The organism is Psychroflexus curvus (assembly GCF_020164585.1).
GTDB lineage: Bacteria > Bacteroidota > Bacteroidia > Flavobacteriales > Flavobacteriaceae > Psychroflexus > Psychroflexus curvus.
On sequence record NZ_JAIQZF010000004.1, the window covers coordinates 21,730 to 44,311 of the forward strand.

A 22,582-nucleotide genomic window follows, 5' to 3' on the forward strand; every position below is an offset into this window, starting at 1 on the left:
TTGACCTATGGTTTTAAAGAGATTCAAAAATACAGTTTATTTTATTCTTTTAGCATGTATTTCGTGTACAGCGCAAGAACCACAAACTAAAAATTTTAGTAACCTTGGAGTCGCCGCCAATCAAACTCAAGCCTATCTTGATTTACTTCAAAATAAAAAGGTGGGTGTGGTTGGCAATCAGACCTCTGTGATATTTACTTCTGAATCTGATTACGTTCACCTGGTCGATTCACTTTTGAATCGACATATCAACATCACAAAAGTCTTTGCACCAGAACATGGTTTTCGAGGCACTGCCGATGCCGGCGAACTCATCAAAGATGGCATAGATTCCAAAACCGGCATTCCTGTCATTTCACTGTACGGAAGTCAGAAGAAACCAGACCCTGAACATCTGAAAGACATCGATATCATGGTCTTCGACATTCAGGATGTGGGGGCACGCTTTTACACCTACATTTCCACACTGCACTACATCATGGAAGCCTGTGCCGAGCAGGATATTCCACTGCTTATTTTGGATCGTCCAAATCCTAACGGACATTATATAGACGGGCCGGTTTTGGAAGATGAATTTAAAAGTTTTGTAGGCATGCACCCTGTCCCGGTGGTGCATGGACTCAGCATTGCTGAATATGCTCAGATGATCAATGGAGAACACTGGCTCAAAAACGGCATTTCCTGTGAATTGAAAATTGTAGACATGGAAGCTTATTCACCATCGATGGCCTATGATTTACCCATCAAACCTTCACCAAATCTACCCAATGCCAAATCCATCAACCTGTATCCGAGCTTATGCTTTTTTGAAGGGACCAATGTGAATGCCGGTCGGGGAACGTCGATGCAGTTTCAAATCTTTGGCTCTCCATTCCTGGATCCTTTAGTCTTTGATTTTGAATACACGCCACGATCAATGGACGGCGCCAAATACCCTAAACATGAAAATAAGCTATGTTTTGGCAGAAGTCTTCAAAATCACAGCGATCTCGATTATTTAAATTTGGAATGGCTGCTTCAGGCGTATCATCACACCCAGGACCAGGCCTCATTTTTCAACGATTTTTTCAATAAACTGGCAGGAAATTCAAGCCTGCAGGAACAAATTCAGCAGGGAAAAACAGCACGGGAAATAAGAGCGGACTGGCAAACTGACCTGGATACCTACAAAGCCAAAATACAGCCATATTTGATGTATAAGAGAAGCCTCCCCTAGCCCCCTCCCAAGGAGGGGAATTGACTCACTAGTCTCTTTTTAAAATGTGATATTAAAACCTACTCCCAAACTCACAAACTCAACAACTCACTGACTCACTGACTCATAAACTCACAAAATTCTTGTCACCACAAAGACACAGAGAGCACAGAGAAAAATTAACCTCCTACTCCCTAACTCAGTGACTCAAAAACTCACTGACTACCTACTCTAAAGCCTCCCCATTCAGCTCCACCTGGTACTGAATATCCACGGTCTGGTCCAGCATTTTGGAAACCGAACAGTACTTCTCAAAAGACAACTGAGCGGCACGCTTGGCTTTATTGGCGGGAATATCGCCTTTGAGCTTCACCAGTAGTTTAATGGTATGAAAAATTTTAGGATCGGTGTCCTTTCGGAAACCTTCCACCTCCACGTTCAAATCCTCGATCTCCAGGTTTTGTTTTTTTAGAATATGAACAATATCGATGCTGCTGCAGCCAGCCGTTCCCATCAATATCAATTCCATGGGGCTTGGCGCCTGTGGATTGGGAGCTGAGGAATTGTAAAGTTCAATCTTGTGACCTAAGCTGTTTTCAGCTTCAAAATGCACGTCGCTATTGGTTTTTTTATGTAAACTGATTTTCATGATACTCTATTTTTCTACAAAAAAAAGCAATCTAAATCATAACTCTGCTAAAAATAACTTAATACAATTTAGAATGACTCAAATTTATTATGTTTGCATCGAGGAAAGATTTGACTGATTGCAACCTCTTTTTAAAATGCTAAAGCAGTACTTTTTTGAAGACCGTAGTCCAAATTTCCTTTCCTCCAGACTATAACTTTAAATCTTAATTTATGTCATATTTATTTACTTCGGAAAGTGTGTCTGAGGGACATCCGGATAAAATCGCCGATCAGATCAGTGATGCCTTACTCGATTCGTTTTTAGCTTTTGATGAAACCTCAAAAGTAGCTTGTGAAACTTTGGTCACTACGGGTCAGGTGGTTTTGGCAGGTGAAGTGAGAAGCAACACCTACCTGGACGTTCAGCAAATTGCAAGAGATGTCATCAATGATATTGGCTATACCAAAGGCGCCTATCAGTTTTCCGGAGATTCCTGCGGGGTGATTTCTTTAATTCATGAGCAGTCCCAGGACATTTACCAGGGGGTTGATAAAGAATCTAAAGAAAGCCAGGGCGCCGGTGACCAGGGGATGATGTTTGGTTATGCCACTAACGAGACTGAAAACTACATGCCTTTAGCACTCGACATTTCTCATAAACTATTGATTGAGCTGGCAAAACTTCGTCGAGAAAACGATGACATCACCTACTTAAGACCAGATGCCAAGGCGCAGGTGACTATAGAATATTCCGATGATAATGTGCCGCAGCGTATCGATACCATCGTAGTTTCCACACAGCATGATGAATTTGATGAAGATGACGCCATGCTCAAGAAAATTGCCGATAACATCAAATCCATCCTGATTCCAAGAGTCAAAGCTTTGTTTGATGAAGACACCCAGGCTTTATTTGATGAGGATATCACCTACCACATCAATCCCACTGGGAAATTTGTGATTGGCGGACCCCACGGCGATGCAGGTCTTACAGGCAGAAAAATCATCGTGGACACCTACGGTGGAAAAGGCGCCCACGGTGGTGGTGCGTTTTCCGGGAAAGATCCCAGCAAAGTGGACAGGTCTGCGGCTTATGCGGCCAGACACGTTGCCAAAAACATGGTAGCTGCCGGTATTGCCGACGAAGTTTTAGTCCAGGTATCTTATGCCATCGGCGTAAGTGAACCCACCTCTATTTTGGTGAACACAACCAACAAACACATCGACCTCAGCGATGGTGAAATCGCCAAGAAAATCAGACAGATTTTTGATATGCGCCCGGGAATGATCGAGGAACGCCTCAAGTTACGCAACCCTATCTATCGTGAAACAGCGGCCTATGGTCACATGGGGAAAGAACCACGCACCGAAATTAAGATTTTCCGTTCCAATTATTCCGGTGAAGTCCACCGTGAAGTCGAATTGTTCACCTGGGAAAAACTGGATTACGTCGATAAACTGAAACAGGCTTTCGATTTATAAATCTTTTTTTCTGAATTTGTTTTGAGTTGGCTTAAATCCATGACGAGACTCAGCTTAAAAGCTTAAGTTGATTTCAGCTTAGCGTCCAGGCTTGTAAACTTGTCCCAAAAGACGGGACAAGTTTACAAAGCTCAGCACGTGTTACTGTGATGTCCGTTTTAGGATGGTGACTAATTTTAGACGCATCGCTTTTAAGATGTCAGGGCTAACGCCCCTCTTACACACCTCATCTTCTTTGGCTATGAATATTGCGGGGCGATGCCCCTTACATATGCCACAACATCTTTGGTTACGAAGATTGCGAGACTTCGCCCCTATCATGTTTACTCGCATACTTCTCTTACGAAGATGTCAGGGCTAACGCCCCTCTTACACACCTCATCTTCTTTGGCTATGAATATTGCGGGGCGATGCCCCTTAAAAAAAGAGGACAGAGCCCTCGAATCTTCGTAAAACACGTATCTAATTAATGTACGGAGGGGCAGAGCCCTGGCATCTACATCAGGGAAAAAAATTAAAGAATTAACTTAAACCCAGATTACAACTTATAGATCACCTTTAACATCCCGTTGCTAGAGCGAATGTCTCGCTCGCGTGCTAGTTAGGTTTTATTAGGATTTATAGTTCAAACTATCACAAATTATAGATACACAGACTACTATAAAACTTAGTTTTTAAGATGTCAGGGCTAACGCCCCTTTCATATACCTCATCTTCTTTGGTTACGAAGATTGCGGGGCTAACGCCCCTCCTTAATATACTGTCTTCTTTGGCTAAGAAGATGACGGGGCTCTACCCCCTTCCGCGTGTTTTTCGTTATAAAGAATATTGGGGCTAAAATTTTTACATGCATTCCCTTAGGATATGAAGACTATTAGGACTACGCCCTTTTAAAAGGGAGCACAGCTCCTAAATCATCACCACACGAACATATACTCATCCGACGGAGGGGGCAGAGCCCTCAAATCTTCGTAAAACACGCTTCCAACTTATGTGTTGAGGGGCAGAGCCCTGACATCTGATTTAAAAAACTCAAATCTCACTTTCAGCAAAGTCCAGACTCTCTATGTGAGTCCTCAGGATTTGGCAAATTTCTTCTGCGCTTTTCTGGTTGGTATCTATCCCTGAACAGGCCACATTATAAGGCTCGTACATCGCTTTTGCGGTGACATTAAACAACCCAATGGTAGGTGTGGTTGTCGCTGCAGCCAAATGCATGATACCACAATCTCCAGTAATAAATACGGATGTGTGAGAGATAAATGAAGCCAATTCTCTTATATTTTTACTGTAAAACGCGGGGATTTTAAAATCTAAGGACGATACATTCTCTACTGGTAATGCTTCAATAATATTATAGTGAGGATACTCATTTTTTAAAGCTGTATAAAACTGATTCCACCACGCTTTTGAAAAACATTTATGACCTGTAGCAAACGTGTACAAGCAAATTGTGGGTTTTTCTAAATCAGCATACTCAGCTAATATTTTTTTTCCGTGATTTAATTCTTCAGCTGTCAATTTAATTTCTAAGTCGGGTAAGGGCTTTTCTGTAAGGGATTGCTTCAGAAAGTAACGCAAACTGTAAATGGGGTATTTAGAAATATGATCTACATTGGCTACATCGAAAAGATTCAACTCCCGTTCATAACCAAAAAATTTATAGTTAGCTCTCGCCACCTTAGTCGACAGACGTCCGGAGGAAGAAGAGGCTTCCGCATTGATCACCAAATCATATTTAAGGCGTTTCAACTTAAACCATGAGATTAGATAACGACCTAATTCTTTGAAATGCTTCTTTGGCAAACTGATGATATGATCTACATACTCATAATTTTTAAAAAGGATTTCACCAAGATTACCTTTTAGAAATAAATCGATCTTGGCCCCAGGAAACTGCCGGTGTACTTCTTTCACTAAAGGAGAAATAAGCAACTGATTACCAAGCCGATGATTGGGACGAGTAATCAAAATGCGTTTGATATCCTCTCGATCGGATAGATTAATGCTTTGCTGGTCTAGTAAATTTTTGGTTATAGACTTGGTTGCTTTTTTCCGATAGACATTAATCTTCTTTTTAAAACTCAAAACACATTTAATTTATGATTTTTATAAGGTTTGAAATTAATAAATATTTAAATTTCAGGTCTTGAAATACAAAAGTATATTTTAAAAATTTCAAATACTTAGATCTCCGACAGCTGTTAAATAAATTCCTTGCCATTTCATTTTATTTGTCTAAGCCTTATGCATCGCTTAACTTTACTCAAAAATAAACACCATGAAACATTTTGCTTTATTATGTGTATCTTTACTCATCCTAGTTGGATGTCAGCAGAAAAAAGAAAAGTCTGAAGACTCTAAAGCTACGTCAACTTCTGAAGTGACCTCTAAAAAAGACCTGAGTCTTCTCGAAGAAATCGCCTATGCCAATGGTTACGACAACTGGTCTGATGTAGATTCTATTTCTTACACCTTTAATGCTCAAAACGGTGAGAATATCTCCAGCCGTTCCTGGACCTGGAAGCCTAAAACAGGGGAGGTAACCATGATGACTCAAGATACTACCCTCACTTATAATACATCTGATGTTAATGAGGAAATTGCCTTTGCAGACAGGAGCTTTGTCAATGACAAATACTGGTTGTTATTTCCGTTTCAATTGGTTTGGGACGATAATTTTGAGCACAAAGTTACAGAACAAGTAAAAGCACCGATTTCTGATGAATTGATGCAGGAAATTGCCGTCATGTATAAAAATAAAGCGGGTTATACCCCTGGCGACACCTACCATGTTTACGTGGATGACACTAACATGATTCGTGAATGGTCATACACCCCCAGCGGTAGCGATGAACCAAGACTGGCGACCACCTGGGAAGATTACGATGACTTTAAAGGCATCAAAATTGCCCGGATGCACGATACCAAAGAAGGCCAGTTTAAAATTTTCTTTACCGATATAAGCGTCAACTAATTTATGAAATACATCAATTCCAGAGCTTTTGCAGAAGAACAGGATCAAAACGATCCTCTAAACCCCTTCAGAAGTCAGTTTCACTTCCCGGTCAAAGCAGACGGTTCACCTAAAATTTATCTGTGCGGAAATTCACTTGGGCTCCAGCCTAAACAAACGGCTGACTATGTTCAGCAGGAATTAAAGGATTGGGCAAATTTTGGAGTTGAAGGCCATACCGATGCCAAAACCCCCTGGCTGACTTCTCACGAAGATTTGGCACAACCCATGGCCAAAATTGTAGGCGCAAAACCCGAGGAAGTCGTTATTATGAATACCTTGACGGTGAATCTTCACCTTATGATGGTGTCGTTTTACAAACCGACTCAAAAGAAATTCAAAATCCTGATTGAAAGCGATGCGTTTCCTTCCGATAAGTATGCGGTGGAATCCCAATTAAAATTCCATAACATTGACCCTAAAGAAGGTTTGATTCTTTGGAAACCCAGAAAAGGTGAGCACTTATGCCGACACAAAGATTTTGAAAAGCTTCTGGAAACTCACAAAGATGAAATCGCTTTGGTGATGGTAGGAAGCACCAATTATTATTCTGGGCAGGCGTTTGACCTGAAACGCATTGTCAAAGCCTGTCAGGACGAAAACATAACAGTTGGTTTCGACTTGGCCCATGGAGCTGGCAACATTCAGCCCAATTTACACAACATCGGGGCTGACTTCGCCGTGTGGTGCACCTATAAATATTTGAATTCCGGACCAGGCAGCATTGGGGGTTGCTTTGTTCACGAAAAGCATATCCAAAACCAAAGCATCAACAGGTTTGTAGGCTGGTGGGGACATCATAAAGACTCCCGATTTAATATGAGGGTGGATTTCAACCCTACACCAACGGCTGATGGCTGGCAATTGAGCAACCCGCCTATCTTATCTTTGGCAGGAACACGCTCATCTTTAGACCTGTTTGAAAAGGCAGGCTTTGGGAATCTTAGAGAAAAGTCCATCAAACTAACCGGCTTTCTCGAGTTTCTGATTGATAAACTCGATAATGAAAATATTTCGATTTTAACGCCGCGATCACCTGATCAACGCGGATGCCAGCTATCTATTCAAATGAAAAATGCCGACCGTTCTCTGTTTGATCAGCTCACAGAAAAAGGCGTGGTTGCTGACTGGCGGGAACCCGATGTGATTCGGATTGCTCCTGCCCCTCTCTATAATTCGTTTACGGATGTTTACGAATTTGTACAACTTTTAAAACACTGTCTTCATGACAAATAAAGAACATATTCTCATAATTGGTGCTGGTCTTTGCGGTTCCTTACTTGCCTTACGCATGGCTCAGTTAGGTTATCCTGTTACCTTAACCGAAAAACGAGCAGATTTACGAAAAGCCAAATTAGCTGCCGGACGTTCCATCAACCTGGCCTTATCCAGTCGCGGACTTAAAGGCTTAAAACTTGTTGGTCTCGAAAAGGAAGTGGAAAGTCTGTGCATCCCGATGCATGGTCGGATGCTGCACAACCTTCAGGGGGAAACCCAACTTTCAAAATACAGCGGCCGTGAAGGTGAATACATCAATTCTATTTCCAGAACTGGTCTTAATGCCTTGCTGCTGGATAAGTTGGAAACTTATGCTAACGCAACTTTAAAGTTTGAAGAAATCTGTTGTGACGTCAATCTCAAGCAGGCGAACGCCAGCTTTAAGTCAGCAGAGACAAACCCGCCTGAATCTGGTAGTCGGGCAGGTTCAGAATATACCTTACAGGCAGATTACATTATCGGCACAGACGGTGCAGGCTCTATAGTTCGACAACAAATGGAACACGAACGAGGATTTCTATTTAGTCATTCTCAGGAGTTTTTGACCCACGGCTATAAAGAATTGACTTTTCCAGCTTCCAAAGATGGTGATTATGCCACTGAAAAAGGGGCGCTGCACATTTGGCCAAGAGGAGAAAACATGGTCATTGCGCTTCCTAACCAGGATAAGAGTTTTACGGTAACTTTATTTTTAGCATATGAAGGCGGAACATATAATTTCAATAATTTGACTACTGAAGAAAAAGTGGTGGAATACTTCAAAGAAATGTACCCCGATGCTTATAAACTGATGCCGGATTTGAAAACAGAATTTTTTGAAAATCCTACGGCTCCGCTGGGAACCGTTAGATGTTTTCCATGGACTTACGGCAAGACCCTGCTGATGGGCGATGCATCTCATGCCATTGTTCCTTTTTACGGACAGGGCATGAATGCTTCCTTTGAAGATGTGGTTGAATTTGATAATATGTTAGCTGAATCTGATTTCAATCTAGAAGCTGCTTTCAACAACTTCAGCAAACACAGAAAGCCAGATGCGGATGCGATTGCTGATTTAGCTTTGGATAATTTTCATGAAATGAAATCTCACACGGCCGATGAAGTCTTCCTGGAGAAAAGAAAACTGGAACTGGATTTTGAAAACCAATTTCCAACTGAATATTATTCCAAATACGCCTTGGTTACGTTCAGAGAAGACCTTCCCTACTCCAAAGCTATAAGTCAGGGACGTGCTCAGGATCTTGTGATTCAGGAAATGCTGAGAAAAAATATCCTGAAACCTGAGATGAGTCTTAAAGAAAAATTAAATTTGGTGCTTGAAGTTTCCAAAAAAGCAGAACACAACGAATTGATTTTCGATCTTAATTCATAACCCATGAAATTACTAGACGGCAAAGCAGTCTCCCAGGAGATATTAAAAAAAGTAAAAGCAGATATAGACCATTTCATCGACCAAAAGCATTTGGGCTATAATTTGTCTCGTCCCAGCATGGCTATTGTTCTGGTAGGTCATAATGCCGCAAGTGAATCCTATGTTCGCGCTAAAACAAAAGCCTGTGAAAAAGCAGAAATCAATTATAAAATCATACGGTTTGAGGATTCGATTTCTACATTTGATTTGATTTCAGAAATCAAATTACTGAATAAATCACATTTTGATGGCTTTATAGTTCAGTTGCCACTCCCAGAACATATTGAGCCAAATTCCATCATTAACGAAATAAGTGCCTACAAGGATATTGATGGATTTCATCCCCTCAATTTTGGAAAAATGGCATTGGGACAAAAATCGATGCGTCCAGCCACGGCTTATGGAATTTTGAAATTATTACAGCATTATGACATTCCAACCAATAGTCAGCATGTTGTGGTCATTGGAAGATCCAACATTGTAGGAAAACCCATCTCCATCATGCTTGGCAATGACTTTGAAGTGGGTCGTTCTACAGTAACCTCCTGCGATATTCACACCCCAAAAGAATTGCTAAAAGAAGAATCTCAAAAAGCAGATATCGTGATTGTAGCGGTTGGAAAGCCTGGCTTCCTGACTGCAGATATGATCAAAGAAGGGGCGGTGGTAATTGATGTGGGTATCAATCGTTTAGATTCCGGAAAACTGGTTGGCGATTGTGATTTTGAAGAAGTTTCCAAAAAAGCGGGCTACCTTACTCCTGTTCCTGGTGGCATTGGCCCCATGACCATTGCAGGTTTAATTCTCAACACTTACGAAGCCTGGAAGATGAAAAATTTGATTGAAGAGTAGATTTTAGATTGTTAAACTATTAGACATTGGATATTACATGTTGAATACGTAATACTGAAAATCAGCTCATAGTCATTGAAAGTTTAAGACTATCTTAATCTACTAAGCTCTTTATTTTCATTAGTTTTGCAACTTTTAAAAATTAAAGTTAATATTCTATGAAAGAAAATTTAAATTTCATCAAAAAACATTTTGTAACAGATCTATCCTCAGGTCTTGTTGTTTTTTTAATTGCCTTGCCGCTTTGTCTTGGTATTTCTTTAGCTTCTGGAGCTCCACTTTTTTCTGGAATTATAGCTGGTATTGTTGGTGGTATTGTTGTGGGTATCACAAGTAACTCTAGTATTAATGTAAGTGGTCCTGCCGCAAGTGTTGCTTTGGTCATCTTCACAGCTATTCAAACTTTAGGTAGTTTTGAAGCCGTTTTAGTTGCTATCATACTTGCAGGTATTATTCAAATTGGTTTAGGATATTTGAAAGCAGGAACGGTAGCTTACTTCTTCCCAAATGCGATGATAAAAGGTATTTTAGCTTCCATAGGATTGATCTTAATTCTCAAACAAATTCCTCATGCTTTCGGCGTAGATGAAGTATTTGAAGGTATTGATAGTTTTAGAAACAATGATGGTACCAACACCTTTTCTGGATTATTTAATATCGTTGGCCATATCAACTATGGTGCTTTGATAATCACATTAGTTTCACTATTTATTATCATAGGCTGGGATAATCCTTTTTTAAAGAAATTTACTTTTTTTAAATTCTTCCCTTCAGCGCTTGCTGCGGTAATTATGAGTATTTTGTTGAACGAATATTTTAAAGCTTCAGTTCCAAGTCTAGCATTAAACACCAGTCACTTGGTAAATCTTCCTGTATCAGATTCCATAGGAGAATTTTTTAATTTTTTCCAATTTCCAGATTTCTCTGTCATTGCAAACATGGAAATGTATACCATTGCTTTGTCCATTGCATTTATTGCAAGTTTAGAATCTTTACTGAGTACAGAGGCTGGTGACAAATTGGACCCTTATAAAAGACGAACTTCTACCAACAGAGAACTGAAAGCTCAAGGTATAGGTAATATTGTTTCTGGATTGATTGGTGGATTACCAGTAACTGCAGTTATTGTAAGAACTTCTGCAAACGTAAATGCTGGGGGTCGAACCAAAACTGCCACTATAACACACGGTGTCATCATGTTTGTTTGTGTACTTGCCATCCCTTTCATATTGAATTTAATTCCACTCGCAGCTTTATCTGCTGTGCTTTTTGTAGTAGGTTATAAACTGACAAGTCTCAGTATTTATAAGGGTGTTTATAAACAAGGTAAAAAACAGTTTTTACCGTTTATCATTACTATACTTGTCGTTATGTTCACTGATCTTATCACTGGAATTATAGTTGGTGGTTCTGTAGCAGTTTTCTTTATCTTAAGAGACAACTATAAAAACGCATACATTCACGACAAAACTTCAAAAAGCAAGGATAAAAAGGTTTTAAAACTAGCACAGGAAACTACCTTTTTGAACAAAGCAGACATCATGTTGTATCTTGACCACGTCCCAGAGAAGAGCCAACTCCTTATCGATGGTAGTGAAGCGAAGTTTGTTCACCACGATATTTTTGAAATCATTGAAGAATTTAAACAAACCGCTAAATTCAAAAACATTGATCTTGAAATCAAAAATCTAGATAGAAGTTTAACCACCAAATTCTGGAAAAAACAATAAACCTAAATTACTGAAGAAATTTCTTCGGTTGTATACTTTATTTTATCATTAAATTGCAATCGTTCTTAAAAGCGGTTGCAATTTTTTTTGAATTAAATTTAGTTACTTTAATGTCTTAAACGTATAAATAAAAGTAGAGATGACAAAACGAAAACTCAGAATCAACGGCCATTCTCACCTTCTACCTTATCCGAAAGAAATTCCTGATTTCATGAGGGAAAAGGAAATTTTCTGGATCGATGAAGATAAAAAATTCATGCTTCAAAAAGGATGGAAGCGTCCTGTTACCGATTCTAGTTTTTTTCTGAACGAAAAGCTGGAGTGGATGGAGCGTTACAACATCGACCATGCTGTTGTTCTCAACTTGTCTCAGCTTTACGGAAACGGACTTCGTGTAGAAGAAATGAAAAAAGCCCTGCGTTTTCAAAATGATTTCAATGCCAAAATTCAACAAAATCACCCCGATAAATTCACCTGTGGGTTTGTCGTTCATCCCGGTTTTGTGCGAGGTGCCCTCTGGGAAATTGAGCGCTGCGTGGAAGAGCTGGACCTGAAATTGCTTTGCCTGCCAACTCATTATATGGATAGCATAGGCACCTGGCGATGTATTTTTGATGAAGAAAATGAACCCATTTTTGAACTGGCGAGCAAGTACAATCTGGCAGTTGAAATTCATCCCTACGACGGGGAAAAATTCATCAAACTCGAAAACACGTCCTGGCGCTTTCACCTCATCTGGATGCTGGCTCAGTGTGCGGATGCGTATCACTTTTTAACCTTAAACGGCTATCCGGACAAGTATCCTAATATGCGGGTATGTTTTGCACACGGAGGACAACTGGCACAGATTAATCTGGGTCGACGAATCCAGGGTTTTGATGGAAGGCCAGATTTGTTTGAAGGTAAAGTTCACCCCAGAAAATCGGTTGGACATAAAAATATATTCTTTGACACCCTGGTTCACGATACCCGGTCTTTAAAACTGCTTTTAGAAAACCAAAAAAGCTCTCAGATTCTTGCTGGCCTTGATGATCCCTATCCACTGGGCGAAATGGAAAGCGAGCCGCAATCTTCCTATCCTGGTAAAATATTGGATCTGGCTTTAGAGCAAAACGTCATCACCGAAATAGAAAAAGAAGAAATCTGGTCGGATAACGTTCTGCAGTGGCTTTTTGGTGACGATCAGAAGAAAAAAGAAGAATTAGTCAATAAGATCATCAGTTAATGGATTTTATCCCTTCAAAACTTCAAACCTACGTAGAAGCAAATTCAGAAGACGAACCCGAATTACTTCAGCAATTGACTAAAGAAACCTGGCAAAAAGTGCTTCAGCCTAGAATGCTCAGCGGACATTATCAAGGAAGGTTACTGAGCTTAATCTCAAAATTAGTTCATCCAACATCTGTTTTAGAAATAGGCACTTATACTGGCTACTCGGCTTTAAGTTTAGCTGAAGGCCTTTCAGAGAAAGGAAAACTTCACACCATAGACCGCAATGAAGAACTCTATGATTTACAAAGAAAATACTTCGATCTCAGCGGATATGGAGAGCAAATTATCCAATATACGGGAGATGCAAGACAAATAGTTCCTGAAATCGATGCTGAATTTGATTTGGTTTTTATCGATGCCGACAAATCCTCTTATCCGCTTTATTTTGAACTGATTATCGATAAACTGAAACCTGGTGGACTTATTTTATCGGATAACGTGTTATGGAGCGGAAAGGTTATTGAAAAACTTGATCCAAAAGATAAGGACACTAAAGCTTTACTGAACTATAATCTGAAACTGAAAGAGGACCCCAGAGTAGAGACTGTCTTATTACCCGTTAGAGACGGATTTACCATCTCCAGAAAACGATAAGAATTAGTGAAATTTTTGGTTTAATTTAATGGTTTATACAGAACTTATATAGGTCAGGTTAAATATATTTGACCAAAAATAAGCAATCAGACTTCTATCCCATTTTCTATTTCTTTTTTTGGTTCATCTTGGCTTCGGACAGAGCTTTGAATTAGCAGGAACAGTCACCGGCATTTCCGGCCAACCTATATCTGGAGGAAGTATACTTATTATAAAAAAAGACCTGGGAACCGTCACCAATAGGAATGGAAATTACTCTATTCAACTTACAGGAGGCACTTATATAGTGAAGGTTACTTACCTGGGTTACAAACCTGTTGAAAAGCAGATCAAGCTAAATTCAGACCAAACACTAAACTTCACTATCATACCACAGACGGAAAACCTCGAAGAAGTCATTGTCACCGATAATATAGAGGGCATCAACATAAGGGATCCTGAAATGAGTGTTAGTAAACTCGATGCTTCCAGCATAAAAAAAATCCCTGTTATTTTTGGTGAAGTAGACGTGATTCGCTCTTTGCTCCAACTTCCTGGAGTTTCCAATGCTGGTGAAGGGGCTTCCGGCTTCAACGTAAGAGGTGGTGCTACAGATCAAAATTTGATATTGATCGATGATGCTTTGGTATATAATTCCTCTCACCTCTTCGGATTTTTCTCCATCTTCAACGCAGATGCTGTTGATAATTTAAAACTTTACAAAGGTGGCATTCCTGCCAGTTATGGGGGAAGAGTCGCATCGGTTTTGGATATTCAACAAAAAACAGGCAACAGCCAAAAACTTAAAGGCCAAGGAGGCATCGGAGTCATTTCAAGTAAACTGACTTTGGAAGGCCCCATTCAAAAAAATAAAAGTTCATTTTTTTTAAGTGGCCGTGGGACTTATGCCCATCTTTTTTTAAAATTGACAGACAATGCCAATTCCGCGTATTTCTACGATTTGAACACTAAATTGAATTTCAATATCGATGAGCAAAATTCCTTGAATTTTTCTGGCTATTATGGTTTGGACTACGTCAATATCAATGATAGTTTCACCAATATTTACGGCAATGCATTTGGTATCTTGAACTGGGAGCACCAATTTAATGAAGATATAAAATCGAGTTTAAATTTTTCCTACAGCCAATATGACTATGAGCTGGACCTGGCCCTGGTAGGATTCAATTTTCAAAATGACATTTCCAACTTCGATTTAAGTTATCAAATTGACCAGGTCATCCATCCGGATTTGAGTCTATCTTATGGACTAAGTACTATTCGATATACTGTTAACCCAGGGATAATTGTACCAACTACTCCAGAATCTCCTATTAATCCAAGACAACTGAATAATAAATACGCTTTTGATAATGCTGCTTTTGTTTCTGTGAGTCAGTCCTTGAGTGAAAGAATAAACGTCCAGTATGGTATGAGAGTCAGTGCTTTTTTGAGAATGCAAGACAAATCTATCGATAGTTATGCGAACGATAATCCGTTGTTATATGATAATATTCGAGATATTTATGTGGAAGCTGAACCTATTGAAACTATAAGTGGCAATACTTCCAAAGTGAATAAAAGCTATTTCAATTTAGAACCTAGATTAGGCATATCTTATGTTTTGGACGATAACACGTCTATAAAAGCAAGTTATAACAGAATGGTGCAAAACCTACATTTGCTATCCAATACTTCATCCCCTACTCCATTTGATGTGTGGACTCCGAGTGGAACTTACATCAAGCCTCAAAAGTTAGATCAATATGCCTTAGGCTTTTTTAAAGATTTTGAAAACATTCCCTTTACTTTTGAAACCGAAGTCTTCTACAAGAGCATCAACAACAGAATTGACTATATAGATGGTGCCAATTTGATTGCCAATGATGCTATAGAACGCGTGATCCTAAATGGCGAAAGCAGAGCTTATGGCCTTGAATTTTACCTTAAGAAAAACACGGGGAAACTCACGGGCTGGCTGTCCTATACCTTATCCAGAAGCGAGCAGCGCACCCCAGGAAGAACCCAGGGTGAAATTGGTATCAACAACGGAGAATGGTATCTCAACGGTTATGATAAAACGCATGACATCTCTTTGACCAGCAGTTACGAACTCAGTGATAAGTGGGTGTTGAATAGCAATTTTGTGCTACAAACCGGACGTCCAGTTAATTTTCCTGTGGGTCAGTTTGAATTTCAGGATCTTAATATTCCTGTGTTTGAAGGCAGAAACTTAAATCGGTTACCAACTTTTCACAGATTGGATGTATCTGCAACTTACACGCCGGAACAGAAAAACAAAAAGTGGACTTCGTCATGGAATTTTGGAATTTACAATGTGTATAACCGAAGAAATGCAGCTTCCCTTAACTTTGAGCAAAACACAAGCACAGGTCAAAATGAAGCCGTAAGATTTTCTATTTTTGGAATAGTACCTTCTGTGAGTTATAGCTTTAAATTTTAAATGATGCGAAAACTTTTAATTTTACTGGGATTTGTAAGTCTGTTCATCGCCTGCGAAGACGTTGTTGAAGTCGACCTGGAAGAAGCACAGCCAAGACTTGTAGTCGATGCTATTTTGCAGTGGGAAAAAGGAACTACTGGTAAAAATCAGACGATAAAGCTTAGTCGTACGCGTGGTTTTTTTGAAGAGGAGCCCAGGCCAGTTTCAGGAGCTAGAGTTGTGGTGAGCAGCAATTCAAATGTGGAATTCAATTTTGAGGAAATTTCTCCAGGTGAATATGTCACTAGTAGTTTCGAACCAGAGCTAAATGAGTTTTATAGCCTAAGGATAGAGCTTAATGGTGACGTCTACAGTGCAGAGGAAACACTGAAACCTGTAGTTCCCATAGATTTAATAGAACAAATCGATCAGGGTGGATTCTCTGGTGAAGATATCGAACTTAAAGCTTTTTATACAGACCCTGAAGGCGAAGAAAATTACTATTTATTCAAATTCTTCGCGCCATTTTTAGCGTTTCCAGACTTGTCAGTATTTGATGATGAGTTTAATGATGGCAACCAGATATTTGGACTATTTTCAGAAGAAGACCTCGAGCCTGGAATGGATGTTAGCATTCAATTGCATGGAATTTCAAAAGAGTATTATAATTTCTTGGAAATATTACTGGCTCAGGCCGGAAGTGCCGGTGGCCCTTTTGAAACGCAACCGGCCACCGTAAGAGGGAATATTAAAAATGAAAAGGATGCTGACGAATTAATTTTTGGTTATTTTGGACTTTCAGAAGTCGATAAAGTTATTTATACAGTTCAGTAATGAGTAAAGAGATTCAAAAAATCACAGAGCAGTCTTCAAAATACAGACATTTAGAAAAGATGTCAACCCAAGAGCTATTAAAGAATATCAATGCAGAGGATCAGTTAGTTCCGCTAGCCGTTCAGAGGGAAATTCAATCCATAGAAGATGTGGTTGAAGTGATTGTAAAACAATTTCAGAAGGGAGGAAAATTATTTTACATCGGAGCAGGCACCAGCGGCCGTCTCGGCATACTGGATGCCAGTGAATGCCCTCCCACTTTTGGAGTTCCTGCGGAATTGGTAAACGGCCTGATAGCCGGCGGTGACAAGGCCATTAGAAAAGCGGTAGAACATGCCGAGGATGACACCAAACAGGCCTGGCGAGATCTGGAAGCCCATCACATTCAAAAAGAAGATGTCGTGATAGGAATTGCTGCCTCAGGGACTACACCTTATGTAGTTGGCGGACTGGAGGCTTGCCAGAGTAAAGGAATTATAACAGGATGCATTGTCTGTAACCCTCATTCACCCATCTCCAAAGTTTCAGATTTTCCTGTTGAAGTGATTGTAGGTCCAGAATTTGTCACGGGAAGTTCAAGAATGAAAGCAGGAACCGCTCAAAAGCTGGTGCTCAACATGATTACAACTTCAGTCATGATAAAATTAGGGCGTGTAAAAGATAATAAAATGGTAGATATGCAACTGAGCAATGCCAAACTCAAAAAACGTGGTAGACTTTTGATTTCTGAAGCTTTAGGAGTTTCAGAAGAAAAAGCTGCTGAACTGTTGAAAACTCACGGAAGTGTGAGAAAAGCTATTGAACATGAAACACACCAATAAAGAAACCTTAGCCAGAGGTGTGAAATTTCTTGCAGGCGCTCTACCACTTGCGTTTATAGGTCCTGCTGTGATTTTTAGTGCGTTCAACAATCAAGACAAACCTTTGTATTGGCCGATTTTAATTCTGGGTTTATTGGCTTGTGCAGGAGCTATTTTTTTGATGTTTTTAGGTATAAAAACTTTAATGAAAGCCTTGTTTAACGATTGATTGTAGCTAATCAGTCTATTTTGAAGATTGAAAATCAAAGTTTTATTTCACGCAAATCTGCCTGTGTGTAACTTCGGCAAACAGGGTAGGCAAAGAAAAACGCAAAGCCACGCAGATAATTAATAATAATCATCACTATATAAATTGCTTCCTTTGCGATAAGCTTAGCGATCTTAGCGTGAAAACGTTTGAGACATAATGATACTGAACCGTTACTTTTGGTTTAATAATCTACTCCTTAAACGGTTTTTTAAGCTGATTCCAAAAGTCCTGAGGATAGTTTTCATCATTCTCAAACCCAAGCTCAATATCTTTCCCATCTTCAGGAACATGAGCGGTTCCAAACAGATAATCCCAAAGACTCAGGCTTAAACCAAAATTCATTCCGTAAGGCCGTGCTTCTGGCAAAGCTTTGGAATGGTGCCAGATGTGCATTTTAGGATTGTTGAATATGTATTTAAAAGGTCCATAATCCCACCCCACATTGGCATGATTGAGGTGCCCTACTAAAACACCAAACATATGAACAATAAAAAATTCCTGAATTCCAAAACCTATCATGGCCAAAGGAACGTATTGAATCACTTTATAGACAATAGTCTCCATGAAATGAAATCTGAATTGGGCTGCAAATCCCATTTCTTTTACGCTATGATGGACTTTATGAAATTTCCACAACCAGGAACGCTTATGTAACTGGATATGCACATTCCATTGTATAAAATCGGCTACCAAAAACATGATTAAAAACTGAGACCAAACCGGGAAATTCTGGACTTGAAAGGCGACCAGATTTTCTATCCCAAAAAGACCCAAAAAGTCATTAAATAATTCAACGAATACGTTGGAAATTGCGTTATAACCAATGAGTGAGAAAATAAAAAAGTTGAAAAACACATAAAAAACGTCCAGCCAAAAGCCTTTTCTGATGATTTTCTGGTCTTTTCGCCAGGGGATGATGATTTCCATAAAAAGCACCAAAAACGAAAGTCCAATCAGCCACCAAAAGTAGTTGGTAAGTGAAGGATTTTGAATTTCATTCATTAAGTAGTTGAAATATCCACTGAATGAATTTAAAAAGATGTCAACATATTTTTCCATAACGATTTGCAAAATTAAGACCTCAGCTTGAGTTATAATGTATCATAAATCACAATAGTCTTTTAAATTTTAAATCGGGAATAATGCTTACATTATTTGTAAAATAAAGCCTGTCGTCCTCTTGAAAAGCTGTATTTTTATTTCTATCGAGAATGTCGAACCTATACTAAGACTATGGATTTTAAAAATAAAAATGTATTGATTACAGGAGCTTCAAGAGGAATAGGAAAAGCCACCGCTATCGCTTTTGCCAGCAAAGGAGCTAAAGTTGGTATCAATTTCAGAAGTCGGGTGGATGAAGCTAAAAAAACACTTGCCGAACTTTCTGGAGAAGGGCATCGTCTTTTCCAGAGGGATATTTCAGAAAAGGAAGAAGCAAAAGCACTCATCGATGATTTTATAAACCAATATGAAAAAATAGATGTGCTGGTTAATAACGCAGGAATAGCGGTATCACACAACATAGATGAGGCAAGCTTCGACGACTGGACTTCGGCCTGGGAAACAACCTTACAAACCAATCTGTTTGCAGCAGCTAACTTGTCTTACTTAGCGGCTCAACACATGCTAACATCTGGAGGAGGTCATATCGTCAATGTGTCTTCCAGAGGTGCCTTTCGAGGAGAACCCGATCAGCCAGCCTATGGAGCCAGTAAAGCTGGTCTAAATGCGTTGAGCCAATCTTTGGCCAAAAAGTTAGCTCCGCATAAGATTTATGTAGGCGTCGTAGCCCCTGGATTTACAGAAACAGATATGGCAACGGAAACCCTGACTCCAGACAAAAAAGAAAACATGCTCAAAGAAACTCCGTTTCACCGTATGGCCAAACCCGAAGAAGTCGCCCATGCCATTTTATTTCTGGCATCGGATGAAGCTGCTTACTCTTCTGGGACTATCATAGACGTGAATGGAGCTAGTTATCTGAGAAGTTAGAACTCAAAATTTAGGAAAAAACCGACCGACCTTTGACTTGTATGCCTTGTAATCCTTAAAAGAGTTTTCAAGAAGGGATTCTTCGTAACGCGTTTTGTAATAAAATAATGCTAAAGTCGACAGACTGACGCAAAGCTTATAACCATCGCCAAGCCAAAACGAAAAGCAAAACATAAAGATCAATATCCCCGTATAAATAGGGTGCCGACTCCATTTAAAAACTCCTTTTGTTATCAGCTTGGAATTTGGCTTTGGTGTTGGAAATGGAGACAGTTGAAAATTCAATTGTAAGAAAGCTATGCCAGAAATAACAACCCCAAAAATACCTGGATATAACCAAATAAAATGTTCTATAAAACTGATCGAAAACCAGTTTACGTTTAAAAAATAAACTAGCATCAGGAAAAACTGAATGGCAACTAGAATAACATCTTTGGTTTTGGGCATATTACCTTTTTATACAAAGATAACAACTTATACAATGCTGAAATTTTTCGCAGATTTCTGATTTATATCATTTTAAGAAATGATGTATCGGGCTATTTTTGAATAAAATGCAATACAAATGCAAGAGTTAATTCAGAAATACAATGTCCCCGGTCCAAGATATACAAGCTATCCAACGGTTCCATTTTGGGATGAATCCACTTACAGTGTATCTTCATGGATAAAAAGTTTACAAAAAGATAATTCATCAAAGGAGATCAGCGTATACATTCATCTTCCGTTTTGTGAAAGTTTATGCACGTTTTGTGCTTGCAACAAGCGCATTACCAAAAGGCACGAAGTAGAAATCCCTTACATCGAGGCGCTTTTGAAAGAATGGAACATGTATCTCGAAATTCTTAAAGATAAACCTGTTTTAAAAGAAATACATCTTGGCGGAGGAACACCTACTTTTTTTGAACCAAAGCATTTAGAATATCTTCTTAAAACGATAAAAGACTCTTGTGATATTCCTGAAGATGTCAGCTTCAGTTTTGAAGGCCACCCTAATAACACCACAACAAATCACCTGGAGACCTTGAGACATCTTGGTTTTGATCGAGTGAGTTATGGCATTCAGGACTATAATCCTAAAGTTCAAATCGCAATACACAGAATACAATCTTTTGAAACGGTAAAAAACATCACAGAGCTTTCCAGAGCATCGGGTTATAAATCCGTAAGTCATGACTTGATTTACGGTTTACCAATGCAAACTCTTGAAGATGTCATCTCAACCATTCATAAAACAACAGAGTTGATGCCAGATCGCATTGCCTTTTATAGCTATGCTCATGTGCCCTGGACCAAAGGAAATGGCCAACGCGGTTATGATGAAAAGGACCTCCCTTCAGCAGAGTTGAAACGCAAGCAGTATGAAACGGGTAAAAAAATGCTTGAAGAACAGGGATATATAGAAATTGGTATGGATCACTTTGCCTTACCTGAAGATGAATTGGCAGTAGCTTTTAAAAACAAAACACTTCATAGAAATTTCATGGGTTATACCACGACTAAAACCGATAAAATGATCGGTCTTGGTGTTTCTGCCATAAGCGACAGCTGGTTTGGCTTTTCGCAAAATCACAAAAATCTAAATCACTATTACGATAGTTTATCTAAAAATGAATTGCCGGTTTCCAGAGGTCATATTTTAGATGAAACTGATCTTATAATTAGAAGAAAAATATTAGATTTAATGTGTCATTTTGAAACTAACCTTGAAGATTTAGATTTAAATATTCAATCAGAAATCAAAAATGATTTAGCAGAGTTTGAAATTGATCGATTGCTAACACTAAAAGGTGACGTTATTAAAGTGAAATCTAATGGCAAGGCTTTCATAAGAAATATATGCATGGCATTCGATCTTAGATTAAAAGCTAAACAAACAGAATCGCAATTATTTTCAATGACTATTTAAAACCAAGACTTATGAAAAAGATACTCGTACCAGTTGATTTCTCAACACCGTCAGAAAATGCACTCAAGTTTGCTGCGGAACTCGCGAAAAAAAACAATTCAGAACTTCATGTTTTACATGTGATTGAATTGGCAGAATCCCTGTTTGGTGCAGAACAATTTAATGTGAATGATCAGCAGATCATCTTCTTTATGAAATTAGCTAAAGAGCGTTTTGAAGATTTCTTGAAAAAGGATTATATGAAGGACGTTAATTTTAAAGAACATGTAGAGCCAGGTTCTACCTCTTTGGCTATTCGGGAAGTAGTAAGAAAAAACTATATAGACATGATTGTGATGGGTTCAAGCGGCTCATCAGGTATTGAGGAAATTATAATTGGCTCCAATACAGAAAAGGTGGTCAGATATTCTGAAGTGCCCGTTCTGGTCATTAAAAGTGAAATTAAAAACATAGCTATTAAAACTGTAGTTTTCGCTTCTGATTTTGAACTAGAAAACCTTGAACCTTATAAAAAAGGAAAAAAGTTTGCTGATACTTTTGGTGCGAAAATGAAAATGCTATATGTCAATTTACCTGGTAATCAGTTTAACAGTACTTTGGAAATTCAAGAACAAATGCGCGTTTTCTTGAATAAGGTTGAGATGCCACTCAATAAAGAAAATGTCGAAATATTTAATGATTACACAATAGAACAGGGAGTCTTAAATGGGGCAAAATATTTAAAAGCAGACCTTATTATTATGCCTACTCATGGCAGAAAAGGGCTTTCTCATTTCTTTAACGGAAGCATAGGTGAAGACGTGTTGAATCACGCAGAAATACCTGTATTAACCTTGAAAATTTAAATTGATACAAATGACATATAATAAGCACCTTGAAATAAGGTGCTTAATT

Annotated in this window: 20 protein-coding genes; 16 read left to right on the forward strand and 4 right to left on the reverse strand. The window is 39.0% G+C overall.

All coding sequences use genetic code 11. The features are described 5' to 3' along the window. Nucleotides 1–7 precede the first annotated feature (7 nt). Nucleotides 8–1,216, forward strand: coding sequence for an exo-beta-N-acetylmuramidase NamZ family protein (locus LB450_RS06600; RefSeq protein WP_224487079.1), 1,209 nt, complete (start codon nucleotides 8–10; stop codon nucleotides 1,214–1,216). A gap of 205 nt (nucleotides 1,217–1,421) precedes the next feature. On the opposite strand, the gene LB450_RS06605 is transcribed toward LB450_RS06600, so the two are convergent. Then, complete coding sequence (locus LB450_RS06605; RefSeq protein ID WP_224487080.1) at nucleotides 1,422–1,844, reverse strand: OsmC family protein; 423 nt, start codon at nucleotides 1,842–1,844, stop codon at nucleotides 1,422–1,424. A 212-nt stretch (nucleotides 1,845–2,056) separates the two neighbouring features. Between LB450_RS06605 and metK the strand changes: the two genes are divergently transcribed. Further along, nucleotides 2,057–3,307 carry a methionine adenosyltransferase gene (gene metK / locus LB450_RS06610; protein ID WP_224487081.1) on the forward strand — a complete coding sequence of 417 codons (1,251 nt, stop codon included), beginning with the start codon at nucleotides 2,057–2,059 and terminating at the stop codon, nucleotides 3,305–3,307. Between the two features lie 1,032 nt (nucleotides 3,308–4,339). Here the strand turns inward: metK and LB450_RS06615 are convergent. Continuing rightward, complete coding sequence (locus LB450_RS06615) at nucleotides 4,340–5,395, reverse strand: glycosyltransferase family 9 protein (RefSeq protein ID WP_224487082.1); 1,056 nt, start codon at nucleotides 5,393–5,395, stop codon at nucleotides 4,340–4,342. A 193-nt stretch (nucleotides 5,396–5,588) separates the two neighbouring features. Between LB450_RS06615 and LB450_RS06620 the strand changes: the two genes are divergently transcribed. The 11 genes from LB450_RS06620 to LB450_RS06670 all read left to right on the forward strand — a co-directional run bounded on the left by LB450_RS06620 (nucleotide 5,589) and on the right by LB450_RS06670 (nucleotide 17,745). Next, nucleotides 5,589–6,284 carry a hypothetical protein gene (locus LB450_RS06620; RefSeq protein WP_224487083.1) on the forward strand — a complete coding sequence of 232 codons (696 nt, stop codon included), beginning with the start codon at nucleotides 5,589–5,591 and terminating at the stop codon, nucleotides 6,282–6,284. A gap of 3 nt (nucleotides 6,285–6,287) precedes the next feature. Continuing rightward, nucleotides 6,288–7,559 carry a kynureninase gene (gene kynU, locus LB450_RS06625; RefSeq protein ID WP_224487084.1) on the forward strand — a complete coding sequence of 424 codons (1,272 nt, stop codon included), beginning with the start codon at nucleotides 6,288–6,290 and terminating at the stop codon, nucleotides 7,557–7,559. Continuing rightward, nucleotides 7,549–8,973, forward strand: a complete 1,425-nt coding sequence (locus tag LB450_RS06630) for an FAD-dependent oxidoreductase (protein ID WP_224487085.1) — start codon at nucleotides 7,549–7,551, stop codon at nucleotides 8,971–8,973. The genes kynU and LB450_RS06630 overlap by 11 nt, the downstream gene beginning before the upstream one ends. A 3-nt stretch (nucleotides 8,974–8,976) precedes the next feature. Then, nucleotides 8,977–9,864, forward strand: a complete 888-nt coding sequence (locus LB450_RS06635; protein WP_224487086.1) for a bifunctional 5,10-methylenetetrahydrofolate dehydrogenase/5,10-methenyltetrahydrofolate cyclohydrolase — start codon at nucleotides 8,977–8,979, stop codon at nucleotides 9,862–9,864. Nucleotides 9,865–10,022: 158 nt separating this feature from the next. Continuing rightward, complete coding sequence (locus LB450_RS06640) at nucleotides 10,023–11,594, forward strand: SulP family inorganic anion transporter (RefSeq protein ID WP_224487087.1); 1,572 nt, start codon at nucleotides 10,023–10,025, stop codon at nucleotides 11,592–11,594. Between the two features lie 139 nt (nucleotides 11,595–11,733). After that, nucleotides 11,734–12,819, forward strand: coding sequence for an amidohydrolase family protein (locus LB450_RS06645; RefSeq protein WP_224487088.1), 1,086 nt, complete (start codon nucleotides 11,734–11,736; stop codon nucleotides 12,817–12,819). Beyond that, nucleotides 12,819–13,460: an O-methyltransferase gene (locus tag LB450_RS06650; protein ID WP_224487089.1), complete on the forward strand. Its 642-nt coding sequence runs from the start codon at nucleotides 12,819–12,821 to the stop codon at nucleotides 13,458–13,460. The genes LB450_RS06645 and LB450_RS06650 overlap by 1 nt, the downstream gene beginning before the upstream one ends. A gap of 118 nt (nucleotides 13,461–13,578) precedes the next feature. Beyond that, nucleotides 13,579–15,903, forward strand: coding sequence for a TonB-dependent receptor (locus tag LB450_RS06655; protein WP_224487090.1), 2,325 nt, complete (start codon nucleotides 13,579–13,581; stop codon nucleotides 15,901–15,903). A gap of 3 nt (nucleotides 15,904–15,906) precedes the next feature. After that, nucleotides 15,907–16,716: a DUF4249 domain-containing protein gene (locus tag LB450_RS06660; RefSeq protein ID WP_224487091.1), complete on the forward strand. Its 810-nt coding sequence runs from the start codon at nucleotides 15,907–15,909 to the stop codon at nucleotides 16,714–16,716. Continuing rightward, nucleotides 16,716–17,537 (forward strand): N-acetylmuramic acid 6-phosphate etherase, encoded by an 822-nt coding sequence (gene murQ, locus LB450_RS06665; RefSeq protein ID WP_224487092.1) that lies wholly within the window; start codon nucleotides 16,716–16,718, stop codon nucleotides 17,535–17,537. Before LB450_RS06660 ends, murQ begins: the two co-directional genes overlap by 1 nt. Then, nucleotides 17,521–17,745, forward strand: coding sequence for a DUF6095 family protein (locus LB450_RS06670; RefSeq protein ID WP_224487093.1), 225 nt, complete (start codon nucleotides 17,521–17,523; stop codon nucleotides 17,743–17,745). The genes murQ and LB450_RS06670 overlap by 17 nt, the downstream gene beginning before the upstream one ends. Before the next feature lie 231 nt (nucleotides 17,746–17,976). On the opposite strand, the gene LB450_RS06675 is transcribed toward LB450_RS06670, so the two are convergent. Further along, a complete protein-coding gene (locus LB450_RS06675) occupies nucleotides 17,977–18,846 on the reverse strand; it encodes a sterol desaturase family protein (RefSeq protein WP_224487094.1) in 870 nt (289 codons plus the stop codon). 174 nt (nucleotides 18,847–19,020) lie between these two features. Between LB450_RS06675 and LB450_RS06680 the strand changes: the two genes are divergently transcribed. Then, nucleotides 19,021–19,779 carry an SDR family NAD(P)-dependent oxidoreductase gene (locus LB450_RS06680; protein ID WP_224487095.1) on the forward strand — a complete coding sequence of 253 codons (759 nt, stop codon included), beginning with the start codon at nucleotides 19,021–19,023 and terminating at the stop codon, nucleotides 19,777–19,779. A 3-nt stretch (nucleotides 19,780–19,782) separates the two neighbouring features. Here LB450_RS06680 and LB450_RS06685 read toward each other — a convergent pair whose 3' ends face one another. Further along, nucleotides 19,783–20,226: a methyltransferase family protein gene (locus LB450_RS06685; RefSeq protein WP_224487096.1), complete on the reverse strand. Its 444-nt coding sequence runs from the start codon at nucleotides 20,224–20,226 to the stop codon at nucleotides 19,783–19,785. Between the two features lie 118 nt (nucleotides 20,227–20,344). Here LB450_RS06685 and hemN point away from each other — a divergent pair, with 118 nt between their 5' ends. Next, a complete protein-coding gene (hemN, locus tag LB450_RS06690) occupies nucleotides 20,345–21,688 on the forward strand; it encodes an oxygen-independent coproporphyrinogen III oxidase (protein WP_224487097.1) in 1,344 nt (447 codons plus the stop codon). 11 nt (nucleotides 21,689–21,699) lie between these two features. Then, nucleotides 21,700–22,533 carry a universal stress protein gene (locus LB450_RS06695; RefSeq protein WP_224487098.1) on the forward strand — a complete coding sequence of 278 codons (834 nt, stop codon included), beginning with the start codon at nucleotides 21,700–21,702 and terminating at the stop codon, nucleotides 22,531–22,533. The last annotated feature ends 49 nt before the right edge of the window (nucleotides 22,534–22,582 follow it).

Bases quoted from the DNA above. Each gene is read 5' to 3' on its own strand.
- LB450_RS06600 (WP_224487079.1), top strand. From the start codon at position 8: ATGGTTTTAAAGAGATTCAAAAATACAGTTTATTTTATTCTTTTAGCA.
- LB450_RS06605 (WP_224487080.1), bottom strand. From the start codon at position 1,844: ATGAAAATCAGTTTACATAAAAAAACCAATAGCGACGTGCATTTTGAA.
- metK (WP_224487081.1), top strand. From the start codon at position 2,057: ATGTCATATTTATTTACTTCGGAAAGTGTGTCTGAGGGACATCCGGAT.
- LB450_RS06620 (WP_224487083.1), top strand. From the start codon at position 5,589: ATGAAACATTTTGCTTTATTATGTGTATCTTTACTCATCCTAGTTGGA.
- kynU (WP_224487084.1), top strand. From the start codon at position 6,288: ATGAAATACATCAATTCCAGAGCTTTTGCAGAAGAACAGGATCAAAAC.
- LB450_RS06630 (WP_224487085.1), top strand. From the start codon at position 7,549: ATGACAAATAAAGAACATATTCTCATAATTGGTGCTGGTCTTTGCGGT.
- LB450_RS06635 (WP_224487086.1), top strand. From the start codon at position 8,977: ATGAAATTACTAGACGGCAAAGCAGTCTCCCAGGAGATATTAAAAAAA.
- LB450_RS06640 (WP_224487087.1), top strand. From the start codon at position 10,023: ATGAAAGAAAATTTAAATTTCATCAAAAAACATTTTGTAACAGATCTA.
- LB450_RS06645 (WP_224487088.1), top strand. From the start codon at position 11,734: ATGACAAAACGAAAACTCAGAATCAACGGCCATTCTCACCTTCTACCT.
- LB450_RS06650 (WP_224487089.1), top strand. From the start codon at position 12,819: ATGGATTTTATCCCTTCAAAACTTCAAACCTACGTAGAAGCAAATTCA.
- LB450_RS06660 (WP_224487091.1), top strand. From the start codon at position 15,907: ATGCGAAAACTTTTAATTTTACTGGGATTTGTAAGTCTGTTCATCGCC.
- murQ (WP_224487092.1), top strand. From the start codon at position 16,716: ATGAGTAAAGAGATTCAAAAAATCACAGAGCAGTCTTCAAAATACAGA.
- LB450_RS06670 (WP_224487093.1), top strand. From the start codon at position 17,521: ATGAAACACACCAATAAAGAAACCTTAGCCAGAGGTGTGAAATTTCTT.
- LB450_RS06675 (WP_224487094.1), bottom strand. From the start codon at position 18,846: ATGGAAAAATATGTTGACATCTTTTTAAATTCATTCAGTGGATATTTC.
- LB450_RS06680 (WP_224487095.1), top strand. From the start codon at position 19,021: ATGGATTTTAAAAATAAAAATGTATTGATTACAGGAGCTTCAAGAGGA.
- LB450_RS06685 (WP_224487096.1), bottom strand. From the start codon at position 20,226: ATGCCCAAAACCAAAGATGTTATTCTAGTTGCCATTCAGTTTTTCCTG.
- hemN (WP_224487097.1), top strand. From the start codon at position 20,345: ATGCAAGAGTTAATTCAGAAATACAATGTCCCCGGTCCAAGATATACA.
- LB450_RS06695 (WP_224487098.1), top strand. From the start codon at position 21,700: ATGAAAAAGATACTCGTACCAGTTGATTTCTCAACACCGTCAGAAAAT.